This is a genomic window from Kribbella sancticallisti (assembly GCF_039530625.1).
In the GTDB taxonomy this organism is placed as follows: domain Bacteria; phylum Actinomycetota; class Actinomycetes; order Propionibacteriales; family Kribbellaceae; genus Kribbella; species Kribbella sancticallisti.
Window position 1 is genome coordinate 1 of record NZ_BAAAOS010000031.1, and the last position, 24704, is coordinate 24704.

Consider the following 24704-nt stretch of genomic DNA (forward strand, 5'->3'; position numbering starts at 1 on the left):
CCAACTCGGCCTTCGGCCACCGCCACCCCTACCCCGAATATTAGAAGCGACGGTCTACTAATCCGAAAATGACTGTGCTGGGGCGTGCGTTGGCTTCCGGCGGAGCGCAGCGGAGCCGGGAGTGGTTGTTGGTTGGGGTTCAGGCGGCGGGTTCGAGGGTGACTTTGTAGCCGAGGGCTTCGAGTTGGCGGATGTGGTTGCGTTTCTTGTGGTCGGGGCCGGTGCGGTTGTCGTGGTAGTCGGGGCCGAGGTCATGGAAGCGAGTGTCGGGGTCGGCGAGCAGGTGCCAGACGATGACGAGGATGGAGCGGCCGACCGCGACGATGGCCTTCTTCTTGCCGCGGCGGCGGGTGATGCGGCGGTAGCGTTCGCCGAGGAAGGTGTCGGTCCTGCCTGCGGCGACGGCGGCCTCGCCCAGTACCCGGGCCAGGTAGCGGTTGCCGTGTCCGGTGGAGCCGGTGCCCTTCTTCTTCCCGGCGGACTCCTTGACGCCGGGCGCGAACCGGGCCCAGGACGCGAGATGGTTCGGGGTGGGGAACCGGGTCATGTCGATCCCGATCTCGGCGATCATCACGTGCGCGGCGACCCGCCCGACGCCGGGGATCTCATCGAGTGTGTCCACCGCTTGGGCGAAAGGGGCGATCTGGTCGCCGATCTTGTCCTCGACTTCGGCGATGTCGGCGCTGATCTGATCGATCCGGGCCAGCATCTTGGTCAGCAGCCAGGCATGGTGGTCGGTGAAGTACCCGGTGAACGCCTCCTCCAGATCGCTGATCTTGCCCCGCATCCGGGCCCGGGCGAACTGTGCGAGCACCTTCGGGTCACGCTCACCGGTCGCCAACGCGGCCAGCATGTCGCGACCCGACACCCCGAAGATGTCCGAGGCGACCACGGACAGCTTGATACAGGCGTCCTCCAGCAGCTTCTCGACCCGGTTCTTCTCCGCGGTGCAGGCGTCCACCAGGTCGACCCGGTAACGGGTCAGGTCCCGCAACTGCCGGATCTGCAGCGGCGGCACGAAACTGGCCCGGAGCATCTGCCGCTCGGCGACCTTGCACAACCAGACCGGGTCCAGCCGGTCGGTCTTCGGCCGGCCGGGCAGGTGCTTGACGTCCTTGGCGTTGACCAGCCAGGTCTCCAACCCGGCCGCCTCCAGCAGATAGAACGGCGGCTTCCAGTAGTCCGAGGTCGCCTCCATCACCACCCTGGACACCCCCAGCTCCCGCAGCCGATCCGCCAACCGCAGCAGCGACCGGGTCATCGTCGAATACGTGTCCACCTCCTGCAGCCTCTTGCCCGGCCGATCCGGGCTGGGCACCCGGACACAACACACCAACTCCGCCTTGCCGATATCCAGCGCCGCGACCCGCGCGATGATCTCCTCGGCGTCGTGCGTCTCCTCCAACATCAACCCCACCTCCCCACTCGACCTCTGACCGACGGTCACCCGCAGGAGCGGCAAGGGTCTGGCGAATCTAATCCGCGTGCTCGAGGCAACACTGAAGGGCCCACGGCGCAGCTCCCAGCGCCCGACCAGTACACGGCCTCAAACGAACCATAGAAAAACGGCGTCAGCGGGCGACCACCCCCAATTTTCAGCCCGGAACGGGCTGCCCCACCAGGGGGCATCAGGGACTAGTACTACGTACGGGCTAGTTTTTCACGGCCAGGGCGGCGGCGATCAGGCGTTCCCAGTCGGTGAGGTCGTCGGTGGGCTGGGTGGGGCGCCACTCGGCGGCGGGAACGAGGCCAGGGGGAAGGATGGTGAGGCCTTCGCCGAACAGGGCGAGGATCTCCTCGTCGGTGCGCCAGCGGCCGCGGCCCAGGGAGCCTTGCAGGAGTTCCTGCATGTGCGCGCTGCGCGGGTCGTTCTCGCTGCGGAAGTGGCTGATGAAGAAGTAGCTGCCGGACGGGACGCGGTCGTACCAGAAGCGGACGATCGAGGCCGGGTCCTCGTCGTCGTTGAGGTGGTGCAGGACGGCGCTGAAGATGACCGCGACGGGCTCGTCGAAGGTGATCAGTTCGCGCGTCTCGGAGCTGTCGTAGATCGCCTTCGGGTTGCGCAGGTCGGCCTGGAAGACGGTGGTGTTCTCGTTCTCGGCGAGCAGGGCCCGGCCGTGGGCGAGCACGACCGGGTCGTTGTCGACGTAGACGACCTTCGAGCCGAGCGCGTGGCGCTGGGCGACCTGGTGCACGTTGTCGGCGGTGGGCAGGCCGCTGCCGAGGTCGATGAACTGCCGGACCGGCGTGTTCTCAACGATCTCCCGGACGGCGCGGACGAGCGCGCCGCGGTTGTCGAACGCGATCGCCTGCGAACCGGGCAGGTCGTTGATGAAGCGGTCCGCCAGCGCCCGGTCGACAGCGTAGTTGTCCTTGCCGCCGAGGAGATAGTCGTAGGTGCGCGCGATGCTCGGCTTGGTGACGTCGATCCCTGCGATCACGGCGTTCTCTGCGCCCGCATCGGTCATCGCAACGTCATCCCTTCAAGCGGTTTGTACGACCCCGGTCACTCTAGGCGATGACAGGCCGACCAACCCACCCGATCGGTGCGTGCTAGCCGAGGCGGTGGAGGACCTCGTCGTGGAGGCGGCCGTTGGTGGCCACGGCGTTGGGGCCGTTCGGGCCGGGGGTGCCGTCGAGGGCGGTGAACTTGCCGCCTGCTTCGTCGACGATGATCGCGAGGGCGGCCATGTCGTACAGGTTGAGCTCGGGCTCGGCCGCGATGTCCACGGCGCCTTCGGCGACGAGCATGTAGGACCAGAAGTCGCCGTACGCGCGGGTCCGCCAGCAGGTGTCCATCAGGTCGGCGAACTGGTCCTTCCGGCCGAGCTTGTCCCAGCCCTTCAGCGACGAGTAGGACAGCGAGGCGTCGCCCAGGTCGGAGACATCGCTGACCCGGCAGGGCTGGGCGGACATCAGCGCCCGGCCGGTCCACGCGCCGTCGCCGTACGACGCCCACCAGCGGCGGCCGAGCGCGGGGGCGGAGACGACGCCGACCACGACCTGGTCCTCGATCATCAGGCTGATCAGGGTGGCCCAGACGGGGACGCCGCGGATGTAGTTCTTGGTGCCGTCGATCGGGTCGACCACCCAGCGGCGGATGCCCCAGCCGGTGGTGCCCTCCTCCTCGCCGACGAAGGCGTCCCGCGGGCGGGCCCGGGCCAGCGTCTTGCGCATCACGTCCTCGACCTTTCGGTCGGACTCGCTCACCGGCGTCAGGTCCGGCTTGGTGGCGACGTGCAGGTCGAGCGCCTTGTAACGGTCCATCGTGGTGGAGTCGGCGTCGTCGGCAAGGATGTGGGCGAGCCGCAGATCGTCGGTATGCGAGGGCATGCCCGAAGGCTAACCTGCCGCGCGGCGAGTCGGGGGGCCAGTCCAAAGGTTGCGGCTCGGTCTCGGCTCGGATTGAACCATCCGTGGTGGTTGAACGTGCAGTTAGTGTCAGACAACTACGACTGCTGGAGGCGTCATGTTCGAGCGCTTCGGAGATCTCCCCCTCCACGTCCTGGTCATCCATGCGGCCGTGGTGGTGCTGCCGGCCGGCGCGCTGATCGCGATCGTCTTCGCGCTGGTGCCGAAGTGGCGGTGGCTGCTGCGCTGGCCCACGCTGCTGCTCGGACTGGGCTCGGTGGTGCTCGCGTACGTCGCCCGCGAGAGCGGCGAGGCGTTCGTGGCGGCGGTTCCCGAGCTGGAGCAGCTCGTCAGGCTGCACGAGGACCGCGGCAAGCTGCTGTTCTGGTTCTGCCTGATCTTCCTGGCGGTGGCGATCGCGGCGTTCCTGCTGCTCGGCGGCCCGTCCCAGCTGGCCAGCGGAAAGGGTGCCAAGGCAACCAAGAGCAAGCCGCTGGAGCTGGTGGTGAGTGCGGCGGTCGTGGTGGTCGGCGTCCTGGTGATCTGGCAGACCATCCGCACCGGCGACGCGGGCGCCAAAGCCGTCTGGGACGGCCGGCTCCCACCCAACTAGGGCCTAGGTGGTTTCGAGGTCGCGGCCTTCGCGGCTGGCCAGCAGCCGGCGGAAGGACGCGACGCGTTCGGCGTCGACCCGGCCCTCGGCCACGGCGGTGTCGAGCGCGCAGCTCGGCTCGGTCTCGGAGTGGGTGCAGCCGCGCGGGCAGTCCCGGGTCTCGTCGGCCAGGTCGCCGAACGCGTTGATCAGCTGGTCCGGCTGCACGTGCGCCAGCCCGAAGGACCGGATCCCAGGCGTGTCGACGATCCAGCCGCCGTCAGGCAGCCGGAGCAGCAACGCACTGGTGGACGTATGGCGACCGCGGCCGGTGTTGTCGTTCACCACCCCGATCGCGCGGTTGGTGCCCGGCACCAGCGCGTTCACCAGCGTCGACTTGCCGACGCCGGAGTGTCCGACCATCATGCTCGTCCGGCCGCGCAGCTGCTCCGCGAGCTCGCTGAGGTCGCCGCCCTGGTGGGTGGCGACCGACTCCACTCCCAGCGGCCGGTAGATCGAGAGCAATCCGTCGGGATCCGCCAGGTCGGTCTTGGTCAGGCAGAGCAGCGGCCGCATGCCGGCGTCGTAGGCGGCGACCAGGAAACGGTCGATCAGCCGGGTGCGCGGTTCGGGGTTGGCCACGGAGACGACGATCACGAGCTGGTCGGCGTTCGCGACCAGCGGCCGCTCGACCGGGTCGTCGTCATCGGCCGACCGGCGCAGCAGGGTCTTGCGGGGGAGGACCTCGACGATCCGGGCCAGCGTGCCCTCGTCGCCGCTGGCGTCGCCGTCGAGCTTGACCAGGTCGCCGACGATGACGCCCTTGCGGCCGAGCTGCCGCGCCTTCATCGCGGTGACGACGCGATCCTTCTCGCCCACCCAGCAGGTGTACCGGCCGCGGTCCCGGGTGATCACGAACCCGGTGACGGCATCGTCGTACGTCGGCCGGTCCTTCGTCCGCGGCCGGGTCCGGCGCTTGGGCCGGTCGTACTTCGCTTCCTCGTCGTACCGCGACATCAGCCGACCAGCGCCGACCAGAGGTCCGGGAACTCGGGCATCGTCTTGGCGGTGGTGGCGATGTTCTCGATCTCGAGACCGGCCACGACGAGGCCGAGAACGGCGGCCGCGTGCGCCATCCGATGGTCGTGGTAGGTGCCGAAAAGCCCACTGTGCAAGGGTTTCGGGCGGATCTCCAGGCCATCGTCGGTCTGGTTCACGTCGCCGCCGAGCGCGTTGAGTTCGGTTTCCAGCGCGGCCAGCCGGTCGGTCTCGTGGTTGCGCAGATGCGCGATCCCGCGCAGGTACGACGGGCCGTCGGCCAGCGCGGCGACCGCGGCGAGCACGGGCGACAGTTCGCCCACCTCGCCCAGGTCCAGGTCGACCCCCTGGATCCGGCCGGTCCCGCGCACGGTGAGGTCACCGCCGGACAGCGAGACCTCGGCGCCGAAGCGGGTGAAGATCTCCCGGAGGTGGTCGCCGGGCTGGGTGGTGGCGGACGGCCAGCCGGTCACCGTCACCGAGCCGCCGGTGATCACCGCGGCGGCCAGGAACGGTGCCGCGTTGGACAGGTCCGGCTCGATCGCGCTGTCGAGCGCGCGGATGGGGCCGGGGGCAACCACCCAGCGGTTCGGCTCGCTGTCGTCGACGTGCACACCGCGCTCGCGCAGCATCCCCACCGACATGTCCAGGTGCGGCTGCGACGGGACCGGCTTGCCGTCGTGCCGGAGGTCCACGCCCTCGTCGTACCGCGCGCCGGCCAGCAGCAGCGCGGAGACGAACTGGCTCGACCCGGACGCGTCCAGGGTCACCTTGCCGCCGCGGACCGACCCGGCCCCGCTCACGGAGTACGGCATCCGGCCGGTGCCGTGGTCCTCGATCCGTACTCCGAGGGTGCGCAGCGCGCCGAGGATGACGTCCATCGGGCGTTCCCGGGCGTACTCGTCGCCGTCGAACGCGACCTCGCCGTCGGCCAGCGCGGCGACGGGTGGCACGAACCGCATCACGGTGCCGGCCAGACCGCAGTCGACGCTCGCCGGGCCCTTGAGCGAGCCGGGCGTCACGGTGACGAGGCCGTCCTGCTCGGTGATGCCGACGCCCAGCGCCACCAGCGCGGACCGCATCAGCGAGGTGTCCCGGGCCGCGAGCAGCCCGGACAGGGTGGACGGCCCGTCGGAGATCGCGGCGAGGATGAGCGCGCGGTTGCTGATCGACTTCGAACCAGGCACGGTGACCCGGCCCTCGACCGGTCCCTCGGCGCGCGGTGCCGGCCAGCCCTGCTGCGTTCCCATCCCACTCCTTTGAGGCTCGTTGTGCTCCGAGCCTAGCGGGGATGGGTCAGGTCACGCCCTGTCAGGTTGGTGAGGGGTGGATCTCAGCCGAACGGAAGCTCGGCGCGGGCGGTCCTGGCGGCCAGTTTCGCCTCGCGCCGGGCGGACTTGGCCAGTTGCCTGGTCTCGCGCTTGGCCGCCTTGACGCCGCGCCGGGTCTCACGCTTGGTCACCTTCGCGCCGTGGCTGGCCCGCCAGATGACGCCCGGCTTGCCCTCGGTGTCGACCGCGGCGAGCAGCAGGCCTCCCATCAGTCCGAGGTTCTTCATGAACTGGACCTTCTGAGCCGCGCGGACGGTCTTGTCGGACTCCTGCCAGAACGAGTGCCCGGCCAGCGTCGTCGGCACCAGCGAGCCCGCCAGCAGGACGGCGCCGAGGCGGCGACCCTTGCCGCTGGCAAGCGCCAGTCCACCGAGCAACTGGGCGGCGCCGTTCAGCCGGACCAGGTTCGCCGTGCTCTCCGGGAGCCGGTCACTGACCTGCGGCGGCGCCACCTTCTTCACCAGCGGAACCAGACGGTCCGCGACTGGCTGCGCCTTCGTCACGTGGGGTTCGGGGTCCCGGACCGCCTTGGCGCCCTGGACGACGAAAATGGTGGACAGCAACGGCCTGGCCAGTGCGCGCACGACAGTCATGTCTCCTTCTTACCTGGTCCGACAATGCCTGGGGAGCACCAGGTGCCCCGTGTGTCGTGTACCCACCTTCGAATCGGCCAGCCGTGCGCTTCGAATCGGCCGGCCGTGCGGGCCACCGGTGGGCTGGATCGGGCAGCCGTGAGGCGCCGCCCGGGGCGGTGGATCGGGGGTCGGGTGGGCTAGATCGGGCAGCCGTCGGGGCCGCAGGTGGTGTCGTCGGTGGTGCCGGGGGCGGTGACCAGCGTCACGGGCTTGCGGTCGGCGTTGGCCCGGCGGATCGCCTCCTGGAACACCTCGACCGGCTGAGCCCCGCTCACGCCGTACTTCTCGTCGATGACGAAGAAGGGGACCCCGTTGGCGCCGTACGCGACGGCCTGGGCCTGGTCGGCGGCCACCTCGGCGGCGTACGCAGTACCGGCTAGTACTTCGGTGACGCGGTCTTCGGGGAGTCCGGTCTCGACGGCGAGGCGGGTGAGGGTGTCGTGGTCGCCGACCGGGAGGCCTTCGGTGAAGTACGCCTTGAGCAGCCGCTCCTTGAGCTGACCGTGGGTTCCGCTGCTGAGCTCGCCGGTCGCTTCGAGGTCGCGGGCGAGGTGGATCAGTCGGTGCGCGTCGACCGTGTTGGCCGCCTTCGCATCTTTGAGCTTGAAGTCCAGCCCAACCTCCGCAGCAACGGTCGTCACATGCTCGTTGGCCTGCAGCCCGAACTCACGCCCCCGCCCGTACTTCTCACCCAGCCGCTCGGCGAGATCCCGCGGGTCGTCGTTGGTCGCAGACGGATCGAGTTGGAAGCTGTGCCAGGTGACCTCAGCCTTCTCCCCGGCCTCTACCAACGCCTGCTCCAGCCGCCGCTTCCCGATGTAGCACCACGGACAGACCACATCAGACCAAACATCAATACGCATGCCAGTTGGCAACTACCTGCTGTCCGTCTGTATTCCCACACAGCACCACGCCGTGCAGTCCTGGGGGGACTGCACGGCGTGTGGTTGATGGAGGAGCCGCCCGCCCCTCCCGGCGAGCGTCCTCCGGCCGCCGCCAGCTGCTGCCTGAAGGCGTTGGCGCTCGAGCGCCCTCCGCCTTAGGCCGCTGCCGTCCGGCGAGCGGCCTGCGACCGCCCGCCGTCCGGCCTGCGGCCGCCTTAGTTCTTTGCGGCCTGCTCGATTAGGGCGGTTACTGCTTTGGGGTGGGAGAGCATCGGGAGGTGGGAGGAGCGGACCTTCACCGTGGTGGCTCCGGCGCGCTCTGCCATGAAGAGCTCGGCGGCCGGGGGGATGGCCTTGTCCTGGGTGGCGACCAACGCGTACTTCGGGAGGGAGGCCGGCGCGGTGGTGGTGGCGACGGGCTCGTCGAAGACGGCGGCGGCTACCGGCCGTTGGGCGGCGGTGAGGACGGCCTGTTCGCGGGGCGAGAGGTCCGCGGCGAACACCGTGGGGAACGAGCCTGGCTTCATCACCAGGTCCACCCCACCGGGGTAGGTGATGACGTTCGTCGTGTCCGGGCCGATCTCGCTGCCCGGGTACTTCGCGGTCAGGCCGCCCAGGGTCTCGCCGGCCTGCGGGATGAAGGCGGCGACGTACACGAGAGCCTTGACCCCGGAGGTCCCGGCGAGCTGGCTGACCAGCGCGCCGCCGTACGAGTGGCCGACCAGGACCTTCGGCCCCGGGATGCCGGCCAGTACGCCGGTCAGGTAGCTCGTGTCGCCTGCGATGCTCCGCAGCGGCACGGCCGGTGCTACCACCTCGTAGCCGTCGCGCTGCAGGCGCTCGGTCACTTCGTTCCAGCTCGATCCGTCGGCGAACGCTCCGTGCAGGAGGACGACGGTCGGCTTCGGCTGGTTGTGGTTCTGTACGGCGGCGGTGGCGGTGGTCGTCCCAGCGGCGATCAGGGCGATCCCGGCCGCGGCGGCGAGGACCCGGCGGCGGGTGGTGAGGAAGCGGGCGGTCATCGGTTCGCACCTGCCTCGACGGCGCTCGCGATGCTGTGCTCGACCGCGGTCGCGATGCTGTGCTCGACGGCGCTCGCGATGAAGGCGGCGACGGCCTTGGGCTGCGAGACCGAGATGGCGTGCGAGCCGTCGACCTCGATCGTGGTGGCGTTGGCCCGGGCTGCCATCGTGCGCTGACCCTCGGGGTGGATCGCCAGGTCGCCGGTGGCCACCAGGGTGTGGACCGGAAGCCGCTTCCAGCTGGCCGCGCCGGACTTCTCCTCGAAGGCGGCCGCGGCGATCGGGCGCTGGGTGCGGCCCATCAGCTCGGCCTGCGGAACGTCCGCCGCGAACAGCGCCGGGAACTTGTCCAGCGCGATGCTCAGCCAGACCTCCTCGCCGCCGTCACCGGTCGGCAGGGCGTGCGGCACCAGGCCGGAGGCGAAGTCGTTGGCGGGGAAGCTGCCGAGCAGATCCTGCAGGCTCTCGCCCTCCTCGGGAGCGAAGGCGGCCACGAAGACCAGCCCGCTGACGTTGTCGGCGTCGTTCGCGGCGGCGGTGATGACCGCGCCACCGTAGGAGTGGCCGACCAGCACGACCGGGCCGTCGATCTCACGGACCAGCGCCGCGACCCGGCTGCCGTCCAGCGCCGGCCCGCGCAGCTCGTTGGAGACCGCGATGGCCTCGATGCCGCGGCCCTTCAGTTCCGAGATCACGTCGTTCCAGCTGGAGGAGTCGGCGAACGCTCCGTGTATCAGTACGACGGTCGGGGTCTTCTCACTCATCGTTTGTTCCTCGTTCCTAGGTCGGTCCGTTTTCCAACACCGCAAGAGAACAGCGAACGGGTGTGTGGACGAATCGACCGAACAGCGGAACTCGGCGAGCACCGGATGAGGTGTCAGCTCACCTACCGCACCCAAATCTCATGCGTTCGGGGGAGACGCGAAGCGCTCGAGCACCAGCCGGGTGAGCTGGACCCGCGAATTGACCCCGAGCTTGCCGAAGGCGGCCCTCAGGTGGGTGCCGACCGTACTGGCGGGACAGTACGAGCTCCTCGGCGGCAGACCGGTTCGTATGGCCCTCGGCGACCAGCAGAGCCACCCGCCGCTCCATCGGCGTCAGCGCCTCCCACCCGGTCTCCGGCCGCGCCTGTACTGCGGCCCACCGCCGCCGGCGTACTCCGGCGGCCTGAAGCACCGACTGGACCCGTGAGGCCGGTCCGGTGGCTCCGAGCTTCGTGTAGGAGTCGTGAGCACGTTCCAGCGCCGCGACTCCGTCTGCTCGGTCCTCCTCCAGCGAGGCTCGGCCATACAGCTCCTCGGCTCTTGCGAGAAGCAGCGGCCGGGGGACCTCCCGCAGCAGCTCTACCGCTTCGGCCAGGCCCAGCCGGTCGGCGTCGTTGAAGGCAGCGACCAGCTTCGCTGCGGCCTGGAACCCACGAGCAGGAGTCGCCTCTGCCTGCTCCTGGAGCAGTACTGCGGCCGCCCGGGCCAGCTCACCGTCCTTCGAGGCGGTTGCGGCGTGGATGAGCAGGTCCTGGCGCTCGGGGAAGTCGAACGGTGTCTCCATGAGCTTGGCGGCCGCTGACAGATCTCCATCGGCCATCGCCAGGAGCGCCCGGATCTGCTCGTCGCCGGCGGCCTGCTCGCGAGCTTCGGAGAGGTGACCGCGCAGCAGCGCCACTAGGGCGAGGATCTGTCGAGCGACTGGCTCGGACAAGGGATCGTGGATCTCCGCGCTCCAGCGCAGGCTGGTCGTCGCGGCTTCGGCGGCTGCGGAGAGGTTGCCTGCGGCAAGTTCCAGGCGAGCGCGGAGGACGGACAGGTGGGGAGCGAGCCAGGAATCACCTGCGCTGAGTAGCTCCTTCAGCCGGCCGAGGGCGCCGTCGAGGTCGTCGAGCTGCGCCTGGCAGAACAGCTCCGCCAGCTCGATCCGAAGCGCCGGATGGCTCCCGACCTCGTCGATCGACGAGGCCGGCCGGCCGCTAGCACTGTCATCCGACGACGCCCGATGGCTGCCGCCTTCGTCGAGCGACGACGTTCTCGCTTGCGCGTACAGGTCGCGTGCCTCGCGGTACCGGCCTTCCCGCTGCGCGCGCTCTGCCGCGGCGAGCAGTTGGACGCCGACGGCGACTGGGTCCTCGGTTTCGAAGGGTTCTTCGTTGCCGAGCAGGACCCGGTAGGCCTTGAGCCGCTCGGCGAGCTGCGGCGCGGTGAACCGGACAGCGAGGTCCTTCTCGTCCAGCTGCCCGGTCGCCCACTGCTGAGGCGCCAGACGCAACCGGATCGAGGCGCGAAGGTCCGGAGTAACTGGACCGCGGTACAGCGCCGTCCCGCCCAGCAGGTCGTCCGCGAACGCCTTGGCTCGGTCGAACTGCCTCGCACCCAGCAGTACCGCGACCACGTCCTCACCGACCTCACCACGCAGGTTGTGGTCGACCGGTGTGAGCTCAAAGGCCTGCTGGATCACGTTGGCGGCAGTGATGGACATAGTCGCCAGCAGCTCCTTGGCCGCTTCCCGGAGGATCTTGACGGCCCCAGCGTCTCCAGGCGCAGCTACAGCGAGGATGTGTGGCGCTGCCGCGGCGGGACCACGCCCGCCGGCCAGTAGCTGATCCGCAATCGCTCTGTGCAGAGCCCGCTGCGCCGACGGCGGCACATCACCCAGTACTGCGGCCCGCAGCAGCTCATGCCGGAACATGAGGGTGGAACCACCATCGGCCAGAAGCCCAGCACGTATCGCCTCGTCCAGTGGCCCGGACAGCTTGGCAATCGGCTCACCCATCAGCACGGCCACGTCCTCGAGCTGGAACTCGCTCCCGAACACCGCCGCCGTCCGGAGCAACGACTGGCACCGGTCCGAAGTACCGCTGACTCTGCGGCGCACACCCTCGACAAGTCCGTCAGGCAGGTCCGACAGGTAGAGCCCGGCCACAAGCTGCTCAGCCAGGAAGGGCACGCCCTGTACCCCGCCCAGGCGTACCGACAAGGCCGGGTCGATCGGTGTGCCCAAGCGGTCGGCGGCTAGTTCCAGAACCGCCTCGGTGCTGAGAGGAGCCAGGTGGATGGAGTGGACGGGGATCTGGTCCCGCACAGCGTCTACTAGCTGGTCAGTGACACCACCGGGTGATGGACGGGTGGCAAGCAGCCACATCACCTTGGCCCGACTGAGCCGGGCGATGACGACCCGCAGTACGAAGGCTGTGAGCGGGTCTGACCACTGGGCGTCGTCTAGGACTACCAGGGCGACCACGCCGTCGAGGCGGCGGCCGATGAGGTCTGCCAGCCGCTCGGCCAACCACAGCGGCTGGCCGTTGAGGGCGGCCAGCTCCAGGAAGTGGTCGGTGCTGATCAGCGGGTCCGTGCCGGCGCGGAGTGCTGGAGCCAGGGACGCCAGCGGACTGATGTCGTCCGTCTGGTGAGCCGCCGCAGTCGCCAGGAGGATGCCGTGGCGGCTCGCCTGCTCCACAGCTGCCCGGAGCAGGGCGGACTTGCCGATACCGGGCTCACCGGTCACGACGGTCAGAGAAGCTTCACCGGACTCCGCCGCGCGCATTGCCTCGAGTAACCGGCCAAGCTCAGCCGAACGCCCTCGCAGCGGATCCATGCGCACTTTCTACCACCGCCTGCTAGCTGCAGCGCCTCACAGCGAGCAGAGCGTACGCACGGGCGCAGTGAAGGACCTCGGCCAGCGGTACGTGCTCATCGGTGGCGTGGGCGTAGCGGACGTCACCCGGACCGTACTGGAGCGTGGGGATCCCGGCAGCGGCGTACTGCCGCAGGTCAGACCCATACGGCCCACCCAAGACCTCCGGTACTGCGCTCGCCCCGGCCGCGGTGGCTGCCTGCAGCGTGTCTTCGAGCAGGGGATCACCCTCGGGGAGCAGGCCGGACGCGAAGATCCCGCCGGGCCAGGTGATCTTGACCGGGTGGTCGCGGAGCCAGTCGTCGGTGGCACACGCTTCGGCGATGGCGTGCTCGAAGGCCTGCCGGGCTTCGTCGACCGGCTCGCCCAGGCGTACGCCGTACCGGCCCTCGGCGACCAGCAGGTCCGGGACTGTGCTGGCCCAGTCGCCGGCCTGGATCGTGCCGACGGACAGCGGGTTCGCCAGGTCGAGGTGCTTCAGCAACGGGTGCGGGTCGAGGTTGCGCTCGATCTCCAGCGCCGCGAGCGCCCGGTTGACGAGCTCGAACTTCTCGATCGCGCTGACGCCGCGGGTGCGGGTCGAACCGTGGGTGGCGAGGCCGGGAATCTCCAGCCGGAAGGTCAGCGAACCCGCGTTGGCCGGGATCACGCCACCGGCCGTCGGCTCCGCGATCAGGCAGGCGTCGCCGGTGTGACCGCGCTTGAGGGTGGCGAAGGCGCCGAGGCCACCGTCCTCCTCGCCGACGACGGTGTGGACCGCCAACGGCTTCTTGAGCGTGACGCCGGCGGCGGTGATCGCGGCGACGGCGCCGAGGATCGCGGCCAGGCCGCCCTTCATGTCGCAGGTGCCGCGGCCCCACATGATCCCGTCGGTGATTCGCGCCGAGAACGGATCAGCATCCGGCCAGAGCGCCAGATCTCCCACCGGCACGACATCCACATGCCCGTTCAGCACCAAGCCCGGCGTCGCCCGCCCCGGCGCTGCCTGGCCTGGCGCTGCCTGGCCTGGCGCAGTCTGGCCCAGCGTGCCCACGCAGCCCCAGGCCTCGGTCCGCTCGACCTCCATCCCGGGGAACTCCGGATCGGCGGTGATCGCCGGCAGATCCAGCTGCCAGTGATCGACCTCCATCCCCAGCTCCGCGAGCTTCCGCGCACACCACCCCTGGATGTCTACCTCGGCCGCGGTCCCGTCGACACTCGGAATCTGCACCAGCTCCCGCAGTTCCGCGACGATCCGCCCGTCGTCCACCGCGTCCAGGACCGCCTGCTCAACCTCACTCAACATGCCCACATCATCCATGAGCCTGTCCCAGGCCGAAGTCCCCCTCGGCGAGAGAAACCTCGCTGAGGGGGACACCCGACCTCAGGGCGTCAGGCGGTGCAGGTCGCGCGGGAACAGCGTGACCTCGCGAACGTTCTCGGCACCGATGAGCCGGGCCACGAACCTCTCGAGACCGATCGCGAACCCGCCGTGCGGCGGCATCCCGTGCTTGAACGCCTGCAGGTACGAGCTGTAGGTGGGCGATTCCGCGGACTCGCCCCGGGCCGCCAGCGCCGCCACGTAGTCGCTGTAGCGGTGGAGTCGCTGCCCACCCGTCACCAGTTCCATGCCCCGGAACAGCAGGTCGAACGAGTTGGACCAGCGGGGGTCCGACGGCTGCGGGTGCGTGTAGAACGGCCGCTTCACCATCGGATACCCCTCGACCGCGACGAACGCGCTGCCGTGCTCGCGCAGCGCCCACTCGCCGATCGCCCGCTCGTCGGCCGGCGACAGGTCGGGCTCGTCCGGGTCCGCCCCGGCCAGTTTGAGCGCCTCGCTGAAGTGCAGGACCGGCACCTCCGTGGGGATCTCCGGCAGTTCCACGCTCAGCCGCTCCAGCGCTGCCGGAGCCCGCTCGCCGACTGCTCGGAGCATGCCGGCGATGACGTTACGCAGTACGGCGAGGACGTCGCGGTGGTCGGAGATGAAGCCGAGTTCGGCGTCGAGCGAGACGTACTCGGCCAGATGCCGAACCGTGTCGTGCGGTTCGGCGCGGAAGACCGGGCCGACCTCGTAGACGCGTTCGAACACGCCGACCATCGTCTGCTTGTAGAACTGCGGCGACTGGGCCAGATACGCGGGACCACCGAAGTAGTCCAGCGCGAACACGTTCGCGCCGGACTCGGTCGCAGTACCGACGATCTTGGGGGTCTGGATCTCGGTGAAGCCCTGGCCGTCCACCGACGCCCTGAAGCCGTGCAGCGCGGCCGCGGCGACCTCCCACCCGGCCCGGACGGCCGGATGCCGCAGAGCCACCGGAGCGTTGTCCAGTACGACCGGCAGACTCGCGCCGACGGATGGGCGCCAGAGCTCGATCGGTGGTGTCGCGGCCGGTTCGGTGAGCGGCTCGATCGTGGGCTCGACGATCTCGGCGCCACCCGGCGCCTGCGGGTTGGCGGCGACCGTACCGGTCACCTGGACGACGGTCTCCTCGCCGAGTTCGTCCAGCTGGGCTTGGGTTTCCGGCGTCTTGACGACGATCTGGCTCAGGCCGGAGCGGTCCCGCAGGACCAGGAAGCTGACGGCCGCCAGCCGTCGTCTTCGATGGATCCAGCCGGCCACCGTGACGGTCTGGCCTACTGCTGAGGGGATCTCGTGGTTGAGAATGCGCATGGCTGTTTTCACCTCCGTTGGTCAACTCGAACCCCGGAGGTGTGGGCGAAGGGGAATCTCGCGGTGCCACCACACCTTCACCGGATCGGACGATCCGGCCTCTTGCCTTTCATTCGCTCAGGAGTGTCTTCACGACCGGCCCGTGCGTCGCCTTCCCAGCTACCGGCGACTCTCTCTGGCACGGGTGAACGGCGCTACTCGGTTCCGTCACCACGAACACGTTCAGGGTAGAACCCTCGACCCCCACACACAAAACCCATTAGTACTGCGGACTGCCGCCGCCCGCCGCTGTCAGCGGCGGGACTTGGCGGGTGGAATGAGGTTGGTGTCGGTGTCGCGGCGGGACGGGGTGATGGCCGTCACGGTGATCGTGTTGGACGGACCGGAGCCGGGCCAAGCGGCCCACTCGGTGTCGAGGTGCTTCCGGTAGTTCTCCGTCGAGCAGGTGGCGCGGCGGATGTCCGTCGAGCGGGAGCAGGTCCAGCCGCGGTCGAAGGTCGACAGCAGGCTGAGGTTGCGGCCCCAGGAGATCTCCAGCGTGACCCGGCCGGAGGTGCCACTGAGCTTGAGGAAGCGGTTGTAGACGAGCGGGTTCGGGTCCTGGCCCGGATTGGGCGTCAGGATATGCAGCAGCGACTCGTCCGACCGCGGTCCGGCCAGCGTCTCCGAGTCCGTGTCGTAGAGCAGCCCGGCCGTCGCCAGCACCGTGTACGTACGAGCCGGCGCACCACCCTCCGGTATGTCGAACTCCGCGTACAGCGGGGCCGGTCGTGCCGGGGTGAGGGCCGTGCACGTCTTCGACGACTGGGAACACTTCCAGCCTGCGGGGTTCGCCGCGATCGGCCAGGACAGCGACGCGCCGTACGCGAGCTTCACCGTGACGCTGGTCCGGCCGGTGCCGGGGGCAACGGTGATGGTGCGGAAGTACCGGTCCGGGTCGGTCTTGCGGGTGGTGAGCTTCAGCAGGTTCTCGTCCAGCTTCGGCTCGGCCGGGGGAGGAGTGGGGGGCGTGGCCAACGTCTGGGAGTCGTCGTCGTACAGGCGCCCGGTCTTGGCGGACACGGTGAAGGTGCGGTCGGCCGCAGTACCGGCGGTGGGGCTGGTGAACGTGACCGGCATGGTGGAGGGCGAGCGCCGGTTGGTCGCAGTACAGGTGCCGCTCTTGCCGTCGGCAGCCTTGGCGCAGGTCCAGCCGGCCGGGTTGCCGCTGAGTGGCCAGCGCAGGGACGAGCCGTACTTGATCCCGATCGTCACCGGCTTGGTGTTGTTCGCCGGGACCTTGATGGTGATCAGCCACTGGGCGCTCGCGACCGCCTCGACCTGAGCGCCGGGGCCTGCGGGAGCGCCACCTCCCTGCGGCGCGCTGATGGTCAGCAGCCCCTCGTCGAGGATCGGCGTGGTCGGGACCGGCGGCGTCGGGGTCGGCGTGGGCGCCGGCGGCTCAGTCGTCGGTGCGGTGGTCGGCGCCGTGGTGGGATCGACCGGCGGCGGTTGCGTCGGCGAAACCACCGGCGGCTTCACCGTCGGTGGTTTGACCGACGGCGGGTTGACGGTCGGCGGGTTCGGCGGCGGCTGGCTGGGCTGCTGCGTCGGCGGTTGGTCGATCGCCGCCGGGGGAGTTTCGTTGCCGGTCAGCGCGATCGCCGCCAGCACCGCGGCCACCGCGACCACGACGACGGCGCCGCCGCCGACCGCAGTACGGGTGCTGTTCTCGGTCGCCTTCCTCCAGCCGGTGACCAGGAAGCCGACGAAACCGACCTTGGCGCCGGAAGCAGCGGCCAGGTAGCCAAGCCCCGCAGTACCGAGCAGGGCGGGAGCCAGCAGCGCGGGCAGCGCACTGTTGACCTCGACCAGCTCCAGGTAAACCGCGGTGCACTTGGCGCAGTCGTCCAGGTGCTCGCGGACGTTGTGGTTCTCCCGCTTGGTGAGGCCGCCGCGCACGTAGGCGCCCAGGCGCTCGGTGGTCCAGCGGCAGCGGTCGCTGGCGACGTCAGCCAGGTGCTGCTGCAGGTAGGCCTGCCGTAGACCCTCGCGGGCCCGGTAGGCGAGGGCTGAGACACCGTTGGCGGTCAGGCCGAGCAACGGGGCGATGGCCGCGGGCTTCTCGCCCTCCACCTCGGTGTGCCACAGGACTGCCTGCCACCGCTCCGGCAGCGAGGCGAACGCCTTCGCCGCCGCGCCGCTCTCGAACCCGGTCACCGTCGGGTCGTCGAACCCCTGCGGCTCCCGCTCGTACGCAGCGATGTCGTCCGTCGTCTGGACCTTGCGGCCCGAGCGGATCCGGTCGACGTGCACCCGGCGGACAGTGGTCAGCAGATAGGCGCGGAAGGAGATGTCCGGCCCGCCGCCGTTGCGCAGGGCATCGAGCACCTTCGCGAACGCGTCGCCGGCCAGGTCGTCGGCGTCGCCGGCCGGGACCAGCTGGCGCGCCATCCGCTCGGCGGCGTGGTGGTGCCGGCCGAACAGGTCGCCGTACGCCTCGAGGTCGCCGGCGCGGACGCGCGCGATCAGCTCCGCGTCGCTCGGTCCCTCCGGCGTCTCCATCCGAATCCCCCTGGTTGTGTCACGGCACCGTCACCGTCTGTCACTGGTTGCCGGGATCAAGGTTCCCACGAGGTGGCCGATCCGCGCACCTTTCATGACGACGGCGACTGCTGTGAGGTTACGGGAAAAAAGTTTTGAGAATCCGCGTCATGAACCCGCCCGCGCCGTGTCTCACCTCCAGAACGACGCTTCCGGCCACCCGGTCGGGAGACGAGGGGACCACCAAGGAGGGCCATGTCGCTGTTCGCGGACATCCGCCGACGGCTGGACCTGCGTCCCAGCCGGTCCCTGAACCTGGCGGGGTCGCTCGCCCGGGACCGGCCGGAGGCGTCGTCACCTGAGCAACCGTGCGGAAGGAGGGAGCCGCACGGCACAGCTGGTATCGACCGCAGTGCCTATCTCGCGATCGCCGAGGCCCTGCAGGACGGTGCCGATGTCGTGCCTGCGAGTGACGAGGTCGGCCGCCGACTGGCGGCCGACGGAGTCTCGTTGCTCGAGGCACTTGATGGGCTGAGTGCGTTGTACCGCTCGATCGCCGGGGGCGAGCCGGCCTTCGCCGCGGTACGCGCACTCAGTTCCAGCTGGGCCGAGGCGTCACTCATCTATCTGCACTCGCTGTCCTGCGAGGACCCGCTGACCGGGCTGTCCAGCCTGGCGCACCTGCGGTCCCGGCTCGGCGAGATCTACCGGGAGGCAGAGCTCCGTGGAACTTCCGTACCGGCGACCCACGCACTGGTGGTGGTCGAACCGCTCCATCCACCGGGCATCACGCCGTTCGAGCGCGAACTGCGGCTCATCGACGTCGCGGAGTGCCTGCGGATCGTCTTCGCCGGCGGCGACGTACTGGGCCGCCTCGGCGCACGCCGCGCGGCGGCGCTCGTCGACCGCGAGCCGAACCTGCCGGACCAGGTCGAGACGGTCCGGGCCCTGATCACCCAGTGGCGCCTGGACACCGACGAACCACAACTGGCCCGCGTCTGGATCGAGGGCCTGCCGGCCTCCGACCAGTGGGCCGGCCGGGTCCTGGACGAACTGGCAAGACCCGCCTAGGGACTTGCGTCCGGTCGCCGACAGGGGGACGACCGGGCGCATCGAACCGGCGGCGGATCGCCTATCACGGGGTAGGCGATCCGCCGTCACTGGCCATTTCTCAGCCCGTACTACGTCGCGCCCCGCCGAGGCCGCCTTCCGGCCGACCGACCGCGAACACTGACCACGCGAGCAAGCTCGCAGGTGTGGCTGAGGCCGGCCGACCAGCTCACCTTTCCGTCAGCCGGATGGCTGGGTGAACCGACCTCTTCACCCACTCCTGCGAGCTTGCTCGCGTACTCAGCCAGGCGCCGGCGGACGTCTGGTCAGCAGCCTCAGCCAGGCACCGATCGGAGTACGGGAATCTGTCGGTGGACTTGGCTAGGGTGCTGGGTATGTGCGGTAGATACGCGTCGTCCCGCGACCCAGCCGACCTGGTGGTCGAGTTCGAGATCGAAGCCGGCAACGTCAAGGAATCCGTCCAGGACCTCCCGGACAACTACAACGTCGCCCCCACCGACCAGGTGATCGCCGTCGTCGAGCGGAAGAACCGCGACGAACCCGACGAAGTGGTCCGCAAGCTGACCACGGTGAAGTGGGGCCTGGTCCCGTCCTGGGCGAAGGACCCGTCGATCGGCAGCCGCCTGATCAACGCGCGGATGGAGACGGTCGCGGAGAAACCCGCCTTCAAGAAGGCTTTCGCCGTACGCCGCTGCATCCTCCCCGCCGACGGCTACTACGAGTGGTACGAATCGGAGCAGAAGCTCAACGGCAAGCCCGTCAAGCAGCCGTACTTCATCCGTCCGGCCGACGGCGGCGTCCTCGCGATGGCCGGCCTCTACGAGATCTGGCGCAACAAGGCCGTCGAGGACCCGGACAAGGACGAGGCCTGGCTCTGGTCCTGCACCGTCCTGACCACCACCGCGACGGACGACCTCGGCCGGATCCACGACCGGATGCCGCTCCTGGTCGAGCCCGAGCGCTACGACGCCTGGCTCAACCCGCTGAGCTCCGACCCCGACGAGCTCCGCGAACTCCTGATCCCCGCCGCCCCCGGCCGCCTCGAGGCCTACGCGGTCTCCAAAGCGGTCAGCTCGGTGAAGAACAACGGCCCCCATCTCGTCGACCCGCTCCCGCCCGACGGCACCGACCCGATCGACAAGCCCGAAGAACCGGAAGAGATCACCCTTTTCTGAGTTCGTGTGGCGGCCGGTTCGCGAGCCTCGGGATGACAGGATGGGCCCGTGACCGACGAACGGATTGTGGCGACGCCGCACGGTGAGGCTCGGATCTTGGCGCACCGGGCCCGGCGACCGGTGGCGACGCTCGCGCTCGGTCACGGCGCCGGCGCCGGGATCGAGTCCGGCGACCTGACGGCGCTGGCGGCGCGGTTGCCGAAGCAGGACGTCAACGTGTTCCTGATCGAGCAGCCCTGGCGCCGGGCCGGCAAGAAGCTCGCGCCGGCGCCGAAGATCCTCGACGAGGCCTGGATCGCGATCATCGGCCAGCTCAGGATCCGTACTCCGCTGGTGCTGGGCGGGCGCAGTGCCGGAGCGCGCGTCGCCTGCCGGACGGCGGCGGGGCTGGGGGCGTCCGGAGTACTGGCGCTGTCCTTCCCGCTGCATCCGCCGGGCAAGCCGGACAAGTCGCGAGTCGACGAGCTCCGGGCGGCGCGGCTGCCGACGCTGGTGGTGCAGGGGGAGCGGGATCCGTTCGGCACGCCGGAGGAGTTCCCGCCGCTGACCGAGATGGCCGTCGTACCGGACGGTGACCACTCGTTCAAGGTGCCGAAGCGGGCCGAGCTGACCCAGGACGAGAGCTACGACCTGCTGGTCGAAGCTGTGTTCGAATGGGTGACCCGCGAAGTCTCCGGCTGAGCCTGAGCGGACCCGGGAATGACCGGGTCGCGAGCCTTGTTGTGACGAGCATGACGGCAATGAGTCTGGCTCCTGCGCGGAAGACCGCGAAGACCCCGGTATTCTCGATCACGATGCCGACTCCGACGACCACCGAGACACCCGAGCAGCGGACCGAGCGCTTCGAGCGCGAGGCCCTGCCTTTCCTTGACCAGATGTACGCCGCGGCGATGCGGATGACGCGTAATCCGTCCGATGCCGAAGACCTGGTCCAGGACACCTTCGCGAAGGCGTACAGCTCGTTCCACCAGTTCACGCCCGGGACCAACCTGAAGGCGTGGCTGTACCGGATCCTGACGAACACGTTCATCAACGGATACCGCAAGCGGCAGCGTCAGCCCACGCAGTCGCCGACCGAGGAGATCGAGGACTGGCAGCTGACCGCTGCCGAGTCGCACACTCCCGGTGGACTGAAGTCGGCCGAGGCGGTGGCGCTCGAGCACCTGCCCGACTCCGACATCAAGTCGGCCCTGCAGTCGATCCCGGAGGACTTCCGGCTGGCTGTCTACCTGGCCGATGTCGAGGGGTTTGCCTACAAGGAGATCGCCGACATCATGGGGACTCCTGTCGGTACCGTGATGTCGCGGTTGCACCGTGGCCGGCGCCAGCTGCGCGAACTGCTGGCCGACTATGCCCGGGAGCGGGGCCTGATCCCCGCGTCAGACGATGCGCCGGCGGCCAAGGCCCCGGCGACCGCCGAGGAGGAGGAGTCGTGAGCTGCGGCGAGCACCACGACGTGGACTGCAGCGAGATCCTGCAGCGTGTGTACGTCTTCATCGACAACGAACTCGAAGACGCGAGCAACGACGAGATCCGCCAGCACCTGGAAGAGTGCGCCCCCTGCCTCGACCAGTACGACCTGGAACGCTGCGTCAAGAAGCTCGTCCACCGCTCCTGCGGCGACGAACACGCCCCCGAAGCCCTCCGCCAGAAAATCCTCCTCCGCATCACCGAAGTCCGCGCGGAGATCACCACCACCGAATAACCTGGGTCCGGCCCCGTTGCGCGCCGGACGTCCCCGAAGGTCTGTCGCCGATCAAGACCGCCAGGGGAGCGAGGTCAACCCGGTGGTGAGTGGTGTGGGGACTGGGCGAGGAGCCGGTTCAGTTCCTGCAGATGTCTGGTGGGGATCGGGTTGAGAATAGAAGCGGCCTCGTGCCAGTACTGGCCGGCCTCCTTCTCGTCTCCGGCGGCATTGCTGATCTTGCCCAGCAGGATGAGCAGCCGGCCCTCGCGGAGCTTGTTGTCCAGGGTTCTGACCAGCTCCAGGCTGGCTTCGGCATGGCGCCTGGCAGGCTCCAGATCCCCGTTGGCCAGGTTGGTCTTGGCCAAGGTCATCAACGTGTCCGACTGGGCATTGATGTCACCCAACTCGTCGGTGGCCTGGAGACCCTTGGACAGGACCTTGCCGGCGTCATCCAGGCGCCCGGCGGCCAAGTAGGACAGTCCTGCGTTGAGGTACCGCTTGGCCAGCGAACGGAGGTCGCCGGCCTGCTCGGCCAGGGCGAAGCTTCGCTCGAAGGCCTGATCCGCCTGGGCGAAGTCACCGTTGCGATTGTGCAGTCGCGCCAGCGCCAGGTAGCTGACGCCCTCAACGGTCGTGTCACCGATGCGGAGACTCAGGGACAGCGCCCGGCTGATCATCGCCAGGGCTTCGTCGATGCGGCCCAGCCGCTCGAGAATGTGGCTCAGCGATGAGCAGCATCGTGCCTCTCCTCGCTCGTCGGCCAGTGCCTCGAACATCGTCAGTGCCTTGGCCACCAGCGATCGCGCCGATTCGAGGTCACCGTTCTCGACCTCGGGGATCGCCCTGTCGTGTTGCAGCCAGGCCGCCATCGTGTTGAGCTCCAGCGCCTCGGCGAGCTCCGGCATGCCGCGGAGGAACTCCCGCATCTCGCTCCAGCGAGCCCTGGACTCGGTGTAGCCGAACAGGGCCAGCGCGAGCTCGGGAAGGATCGCCGTCCGCAGGTTCGGCGTCTCGCCGGCCTGGCGGATGACCTCGGTGACGTTCGCGAACTCCGCATCAAGCCAGCGCAGCAACGCGTTGCCATCGGCGAAGGCCGGCAGCGACTCCGAGCGAGTAGTCGCGAAGACCAGGCGTGGACTGGCGCTGTGGGTCAGCTCGTGGCACGACCAGGCGATGGCGGCGTAGAAACGCAGAACGCGATCCATCGCCGAGTCGCGCTCCTTCTCGGTGAGCACCCGTCCGCCGAGTTCGCGGGCGTAGGCCCGGACCAGGTCGTGAAAGCGGTAGCGGCCCGGACCGATCGACTCCAGCAGGTTCAGGTCGACGAGCCGTTCCAAAATCGCGTCGCTCTGCAGCTCCGAGGCGTCCAGGATCCGCGCTGCCGTCGAAGTGATCAGCTCCATGCCGTCCGGTAAGCCGAGCAGCGGCAGGGCGCGAGCAGACCGGCGGTCAACCTCTTCGTCGCTGGACTCCAGGAAGGCGACCGAACCGGAGATGCTGGCTCGTACGCCGGTGTCGTCGACACCCAAGCTGTCCAGACGCCGGTACTCGTCCTGGAGTTGGTCGACCAGGTGCTGCAGAGGCCAGGCAGGCCTCGCGGCGAGCCGCGCACTGACCAGCCGGACGGCCAGGGGCAATCGGCCCACCAGCCGGACCAATGTCTCAGCTGCGTCGGGCTCAGCCTCGATCCGGTCCGGGCCGACGACGCTGGACAGCAGATCGAGCGACTCCCGCTCGGAGAACGGATCGAGCCTGATCTGCTTGCTGCCGGGCAGCGTGGTCATGGACCGGCGGCTGGTCACGATGGCGGCCGAGCCCGCACTGCCTGGCAGCAGGGGGACGATATGCCGCACGTTGACGGCGTTGTCCAGCAGGATCAGCACACGCTGGCCTGCCAGCATCGAGCGCAACAGAGCGGACGCCTCCTCCACGCCCGGTGGCACGGACTGCGTCTGGACGCCGAGCGACTGCAGCAGCTGGGAGAGGGCCTCGCTGACAGGCATCGGTGCGCCGGGTCCATATCCGCGCAGGTTCAGGTAGAGGTGGCCGTCCGGAAACATCTCCGTGGTTCGGTGCGCCGCCTGCAGTGCCAGAGCCGTCTTGCCGACCCCGCCCATGCCGGTCACCGCGACCAGTCCGACGGATCCCCGGTTCTGCCGGCTCGAGTCCGCGAGCGCCCGCAGCGCGGCGTCGAGCTCGTCAGCTCGTCCGGTGAAGTCCGACACCGTTGGCGGAAGCTGCCGCGGCGCCGCACTGGTGGTGCGTGCCGGAGCATCCGGCGGCTTACGGCGAGCCACTCCGACGGCCAGGGCAAGGTTCTGCGCGTTCTCGTCGGTCAGCTTGAGGGCGGCAGCCAACGCTTCGACCGTCGCGACCCGGGGCCTTCGCCGGGATCCGCGCTCCAGCATGCTGACGGCCTGCTCGCTGAGATCGGCTGCCTCGGCCAGTCCGGCCTGGGTCAGCCCGGCCGCGAGGCGATGGCGGCGGAGCAGTTCGCCGAATGACGCCGACAGTTGACCCACCTCCTGTCCGCCGTGCCCGCGATTGCCGCGAAGCTGGGGGTTGCCGGGTATGCCTGCCAACTGTAAGACCGGGGTGGCGCGGTGCTGCGTCGGGTTGTCCACAGGCGCGAAGAACGAGCGAGGACCTCGCCGCCGGGCCGAAACCCGTTGGCGCCGGATAACAATTGGCGCTAATTCGGTCACGATTTATCTCGGCGAAATTGCGGTGTGTATCCACAGTGGAACACTGAGTATACGAAACCAGTCGGTCATTGGTCTTGTTGTGACATGTGACCAAACTGCAAAGACCCCGGTTTTCACCGGGGTCCTCGCTGTCTGTAGCCGCCTGCCTCAAGCGTTGGGGCGCTTACCGTGGTTTGCGCCCTTCTTCTTGCGTGCGCGGCGCTTACGACCGGTCTTGCCCATTTGAAAGCCTCCTTGTAACAACTGCAAAGAGTCACAGTCTCTCATACCACGGAGGCCGGTTCGCCATCGTGCGGCGGGTCACCGTCTGGCTTACAGTGTTTCGGCGCGCGCATGATGAGCAAGATATTGACGAGTCAGCGATGTGCTGTCTGCCCCCTGTGTCCACTGCCGTGGCTACAAGACCGCTACCG

At 69.2% G+C, this 24704-nt stretch carries 21 protein-coding genes; 6 read left to right on the forward strand and 15 right to left on the reverse strand.

The genetic code is table 11. The features are described from left to right. Positions 1–139 precede the first annotated feature (139 nt). The 3 genes from ABD255_RS21775 to hisN all read right to left on the reverse strand — a co-directional run bounded on the left by ABD255_RS21775 (position 140) and on the right by hisN (position 3333). Positions 140–1408: an IS110 family RNA-guided transposase gene (locus ABD255_RS21775; RefSeq protein ID WP_344216757.1), complete on the reverse strand. Its 1269-nt coding sequence runs from the start codon at positions 1406–1408 to the stop codon at positions 140–142. Between the two features lie 244 nt (positions 1409–1652). Then, complete coding sequence (locus ABD255_RS21780; protein WP_344216759.1) at positions 1653–2468, reverse strand: SAM-dependent methyltransferase; 816 nt, start codon at positions 2466–2468, stop codon at positions 1653–1655. A gap of 85 nt (positions 2469–2553) precedes the next feature. Next, entirely contained in the window at positions 2554–3333 is a 780-nt protein-coding gene (gene hisN, locus ABD255_RS21785; protein ID WP_344216761.1) for a histidinol-phosphatase, read from the reverse strand. A 136-nt stretch (positions 3334–3469) separates the two neighbouring features. Between hisN and ABD255_RS21790 the strand changes: the two genes are divergently transcribed. Then, positions 3470–3964, forward strand: coding sequence for a DUF2231 domain-containing protein (locus ABD255_RS21790; protein WP_344216763.1), 495 nt, complete (start codon positions 3470–3472; stop codon positions 3962–3964). A gap of 3 nt (positions 3965–3967) precedes the next feature. Here ABD255_RS21790 and rsgA read toward each other — a convergent pair whose 3' ends face one another. The 10 genes from rsgA to ABD255_RS21840 form a co-directional block, all read right to left on the reverse strand. Further along, positions 3968–4960 (reverse strand): ribosome small subunit-dependent GTPase A, encoded by a 993-nt coding sequence (gene rsgA, locus ABD255_RS21795; RefSeq protein ID WP_344216765.1) that lies wholly within the window; start codon positions 4958–4960, stop codon positions 3968–3970. After that, a complete protein-coding gene (gene aroA, locus ABD255_RS21800) occupies positions 4960–6231 on the reverse strand; it encodes a 3-phosphoshikimate 1-carboxyvinyltransferase (RefSeq protein ID WP_344216767.1) in 1272 nt (423 codons plus the stop codon). The genes rsgA and aroA overlap by 1 nt, the downstream gene beginning before the upstream one ends. A gap of 83 nt (positions 6232–6314) precedes the next feature. After that, the gene (locus tag ABD255_RS21805) at positions 6315–6905 is read right to left on the reverse strand and encodes a DoxX family protein (RefSeq protein WP_344216769.1); all 591 of its coding nucleotides are present in this window, start codon (positions 6903–6905) and stop codon (positions 6315–6317) included. A gap of 179 nt (positions 6906–7084) precedes the next feature. Then, complete coding sequence (locus ABD255_RS21810) at positions 7085–7810, reverse strand: DsbA family oxidoreductase (protein ID WP_344216771.1); 726 nt, start codon at positions 7808–7810, stop codon at positions 7085–7087. Between the two features lie 236 nt (positions 7811–8046). After that, the gene (locus tag ABD255_RS21815) at positions 8047–8853 is read right to left on the reverse strand and encodes an alpha/beta fold hydrolase (protein ID WP_344216773.1); all 807 of its coding nucleotides are present in this window, start codon (positions 8851–8853) and stop codon (positions 8047–8049) included. Beyond that, on the reverse strand, positions 8850–9617 hold the full coding sequence (locus tag ABD255_RS21820) for an alpha/beta fold hydrolase (protein WP_344216775.1): 768 nt from the start codon (positions 9615–9617) through the stop codon (positions 8850–8852). The genes ABD255_RS21815 and ABD255_RS21820 overlap by 4 nt, the downstream gene beginning before the upstream one ends. A 118-nt stretch (positions 9618–9735) precedes the next feature. Then, entirely contained in the window at positions 9736–12438 is a 2703-nt protein-coding gene (locus tag ABD255_RS21825; RefSeq protein ID WP_344216777.1) for an ATP-binding protein, read from the reverse strand. Positions 12439–12460: 22 nt separating this feature from the next. After that, positions 12461–13762 carry an ArgE/DapE family deacylase gene (locus ABD255_RS21830; protein ID WP_344216779.1) on the reverse strand — a complete coding sequence of 434 codons (1302 nt, stop codon included), beginning with the start codon at positions 13760–13762 and terminating at the stop codon, positions 12461–12463. A 78-nt stretch (positions 13763–13840) separates the two neighbouring features. Then, positions 13841–15130: an aspartate--tRNA(Asn) ligase gene (gene aspS / locus ABD255_RS21835; RefSeq protein ID WP_344216781.1), complete on the reverse strand. Its 1290-nt coding sequence runs from the start codon at positions 15128–15130 to the stop codon at positions 13841–13843. Positions 15131–15421: 291 nt separating this feature from the next. After that, complete coding sequence (locus tag ABD255_RS21840; RefSeq protein WP_344216783.1) at positions 15422–17674, reverse strand: sigma-70 family RNA polymerase sigma factor; 2253 nt, start codon at positions 17672–17674, stop codon at positions 15422–15424. Between the two features lie 234 nt (positions 17675–17908). Here ABD255_RS21840 and ABD255_RS21845 point away from each other — a divergent pair, with 234 nt between their 5' ends. The 5 genes from ABD255_RS21845 to rsrA all read left to right on the forward strand — a co-directional run bounded on the left by ABD255_RS21845 (position 17909) and on the right by rsrA (position 21604). After that, positions 17909–18724, forward strand: coding sequence for a hypothetical protein (locus ABD255_RS21845; RefSeq protein ID WP_344216785.1), 816 nt, complete (start codon positions 17909–17911; stop codon positions 18722–18724). Positions 18725–19098: 374 nt separating this feature from the next. After that, positions 19099–19899, forward strand: a complete 801-nt coding sequence (locus tag ABD255_RS21850; protein ID WP_344216787.1) for an SOS response-associated peptidase — start codon at positions 19099–19101, stop codon at positions 19897–19899. Between the two features lie 48 nt (positions 19900–19947). Then, the gene (locus tag ABD255_RS21855) at positions 19948–20580 is read left to right on the forward strand and encodes an alpha/beta hydrolase family protein (RefSeq protein WP_344216789.1); all 633 of its coding nucleotides are present in this window, start codon (positions 19948–19950) and stop codon (positions 20578–20580) included. A gap of 113 nt (positions 20581–20693) precedes the next feature. After that, complete coding sequence (locus ABD255_RS21860) at positions 20694–21335, forward strand: sigma-70 family RNA polymerase sigma factor (RefSeq protein ID WP_344217053.1); 642 nt, start codon at positions 20694–20696, stop codon at positions 21333–21335. Next, the gene (gene rsrA / locus ABD255_RS21865) at positions 21332–21604 is read left to right on the forward strand and encodes a mycothiol system anti-sigma-R factor (protein WP_344216791.1); all 273 of its coding nucleotides are present in this window, start codon (positions 21332–21334) and stop codon (positions 21602–21604) included. Before ABD255_RS21860 ends, rsrA begins: the two co-directional genes overlap by 4 nt. A 74-nt stretch (positions 21605–21678) precedes the next feature. Here the strand turns inward: rsrA and ABD255_RS21870 are convergent, their stop codons facing one another. Both ABD255_RS21870 and ABD255_RS43845 read right to left on the reverse strand, forming a co-directional pair. Next, on the reverse strand, positions 21679–24108 hold the full coding sequence (locus ABD255_RS21870; protein ID WP_344216793.1) for an ATP-binding protein: 2430 nt from the start codon (positions 24106–24108) through the stop codon (positions 21679–21681). Between the two features lie 330 nt (positions 24109–24438). After that, a complete protein-coding gene (locus ABD255_RS43845) occupies positions 24439–24513 on the reverse strand; it encodes a 50S ribosomal protein bL37 (RefSeq protein WP_369759046.1) in 75 nt (24 codons plus the stop codon). Between the last annotated feature and the right edge of the window lie 191 nt (positions 24514–24704).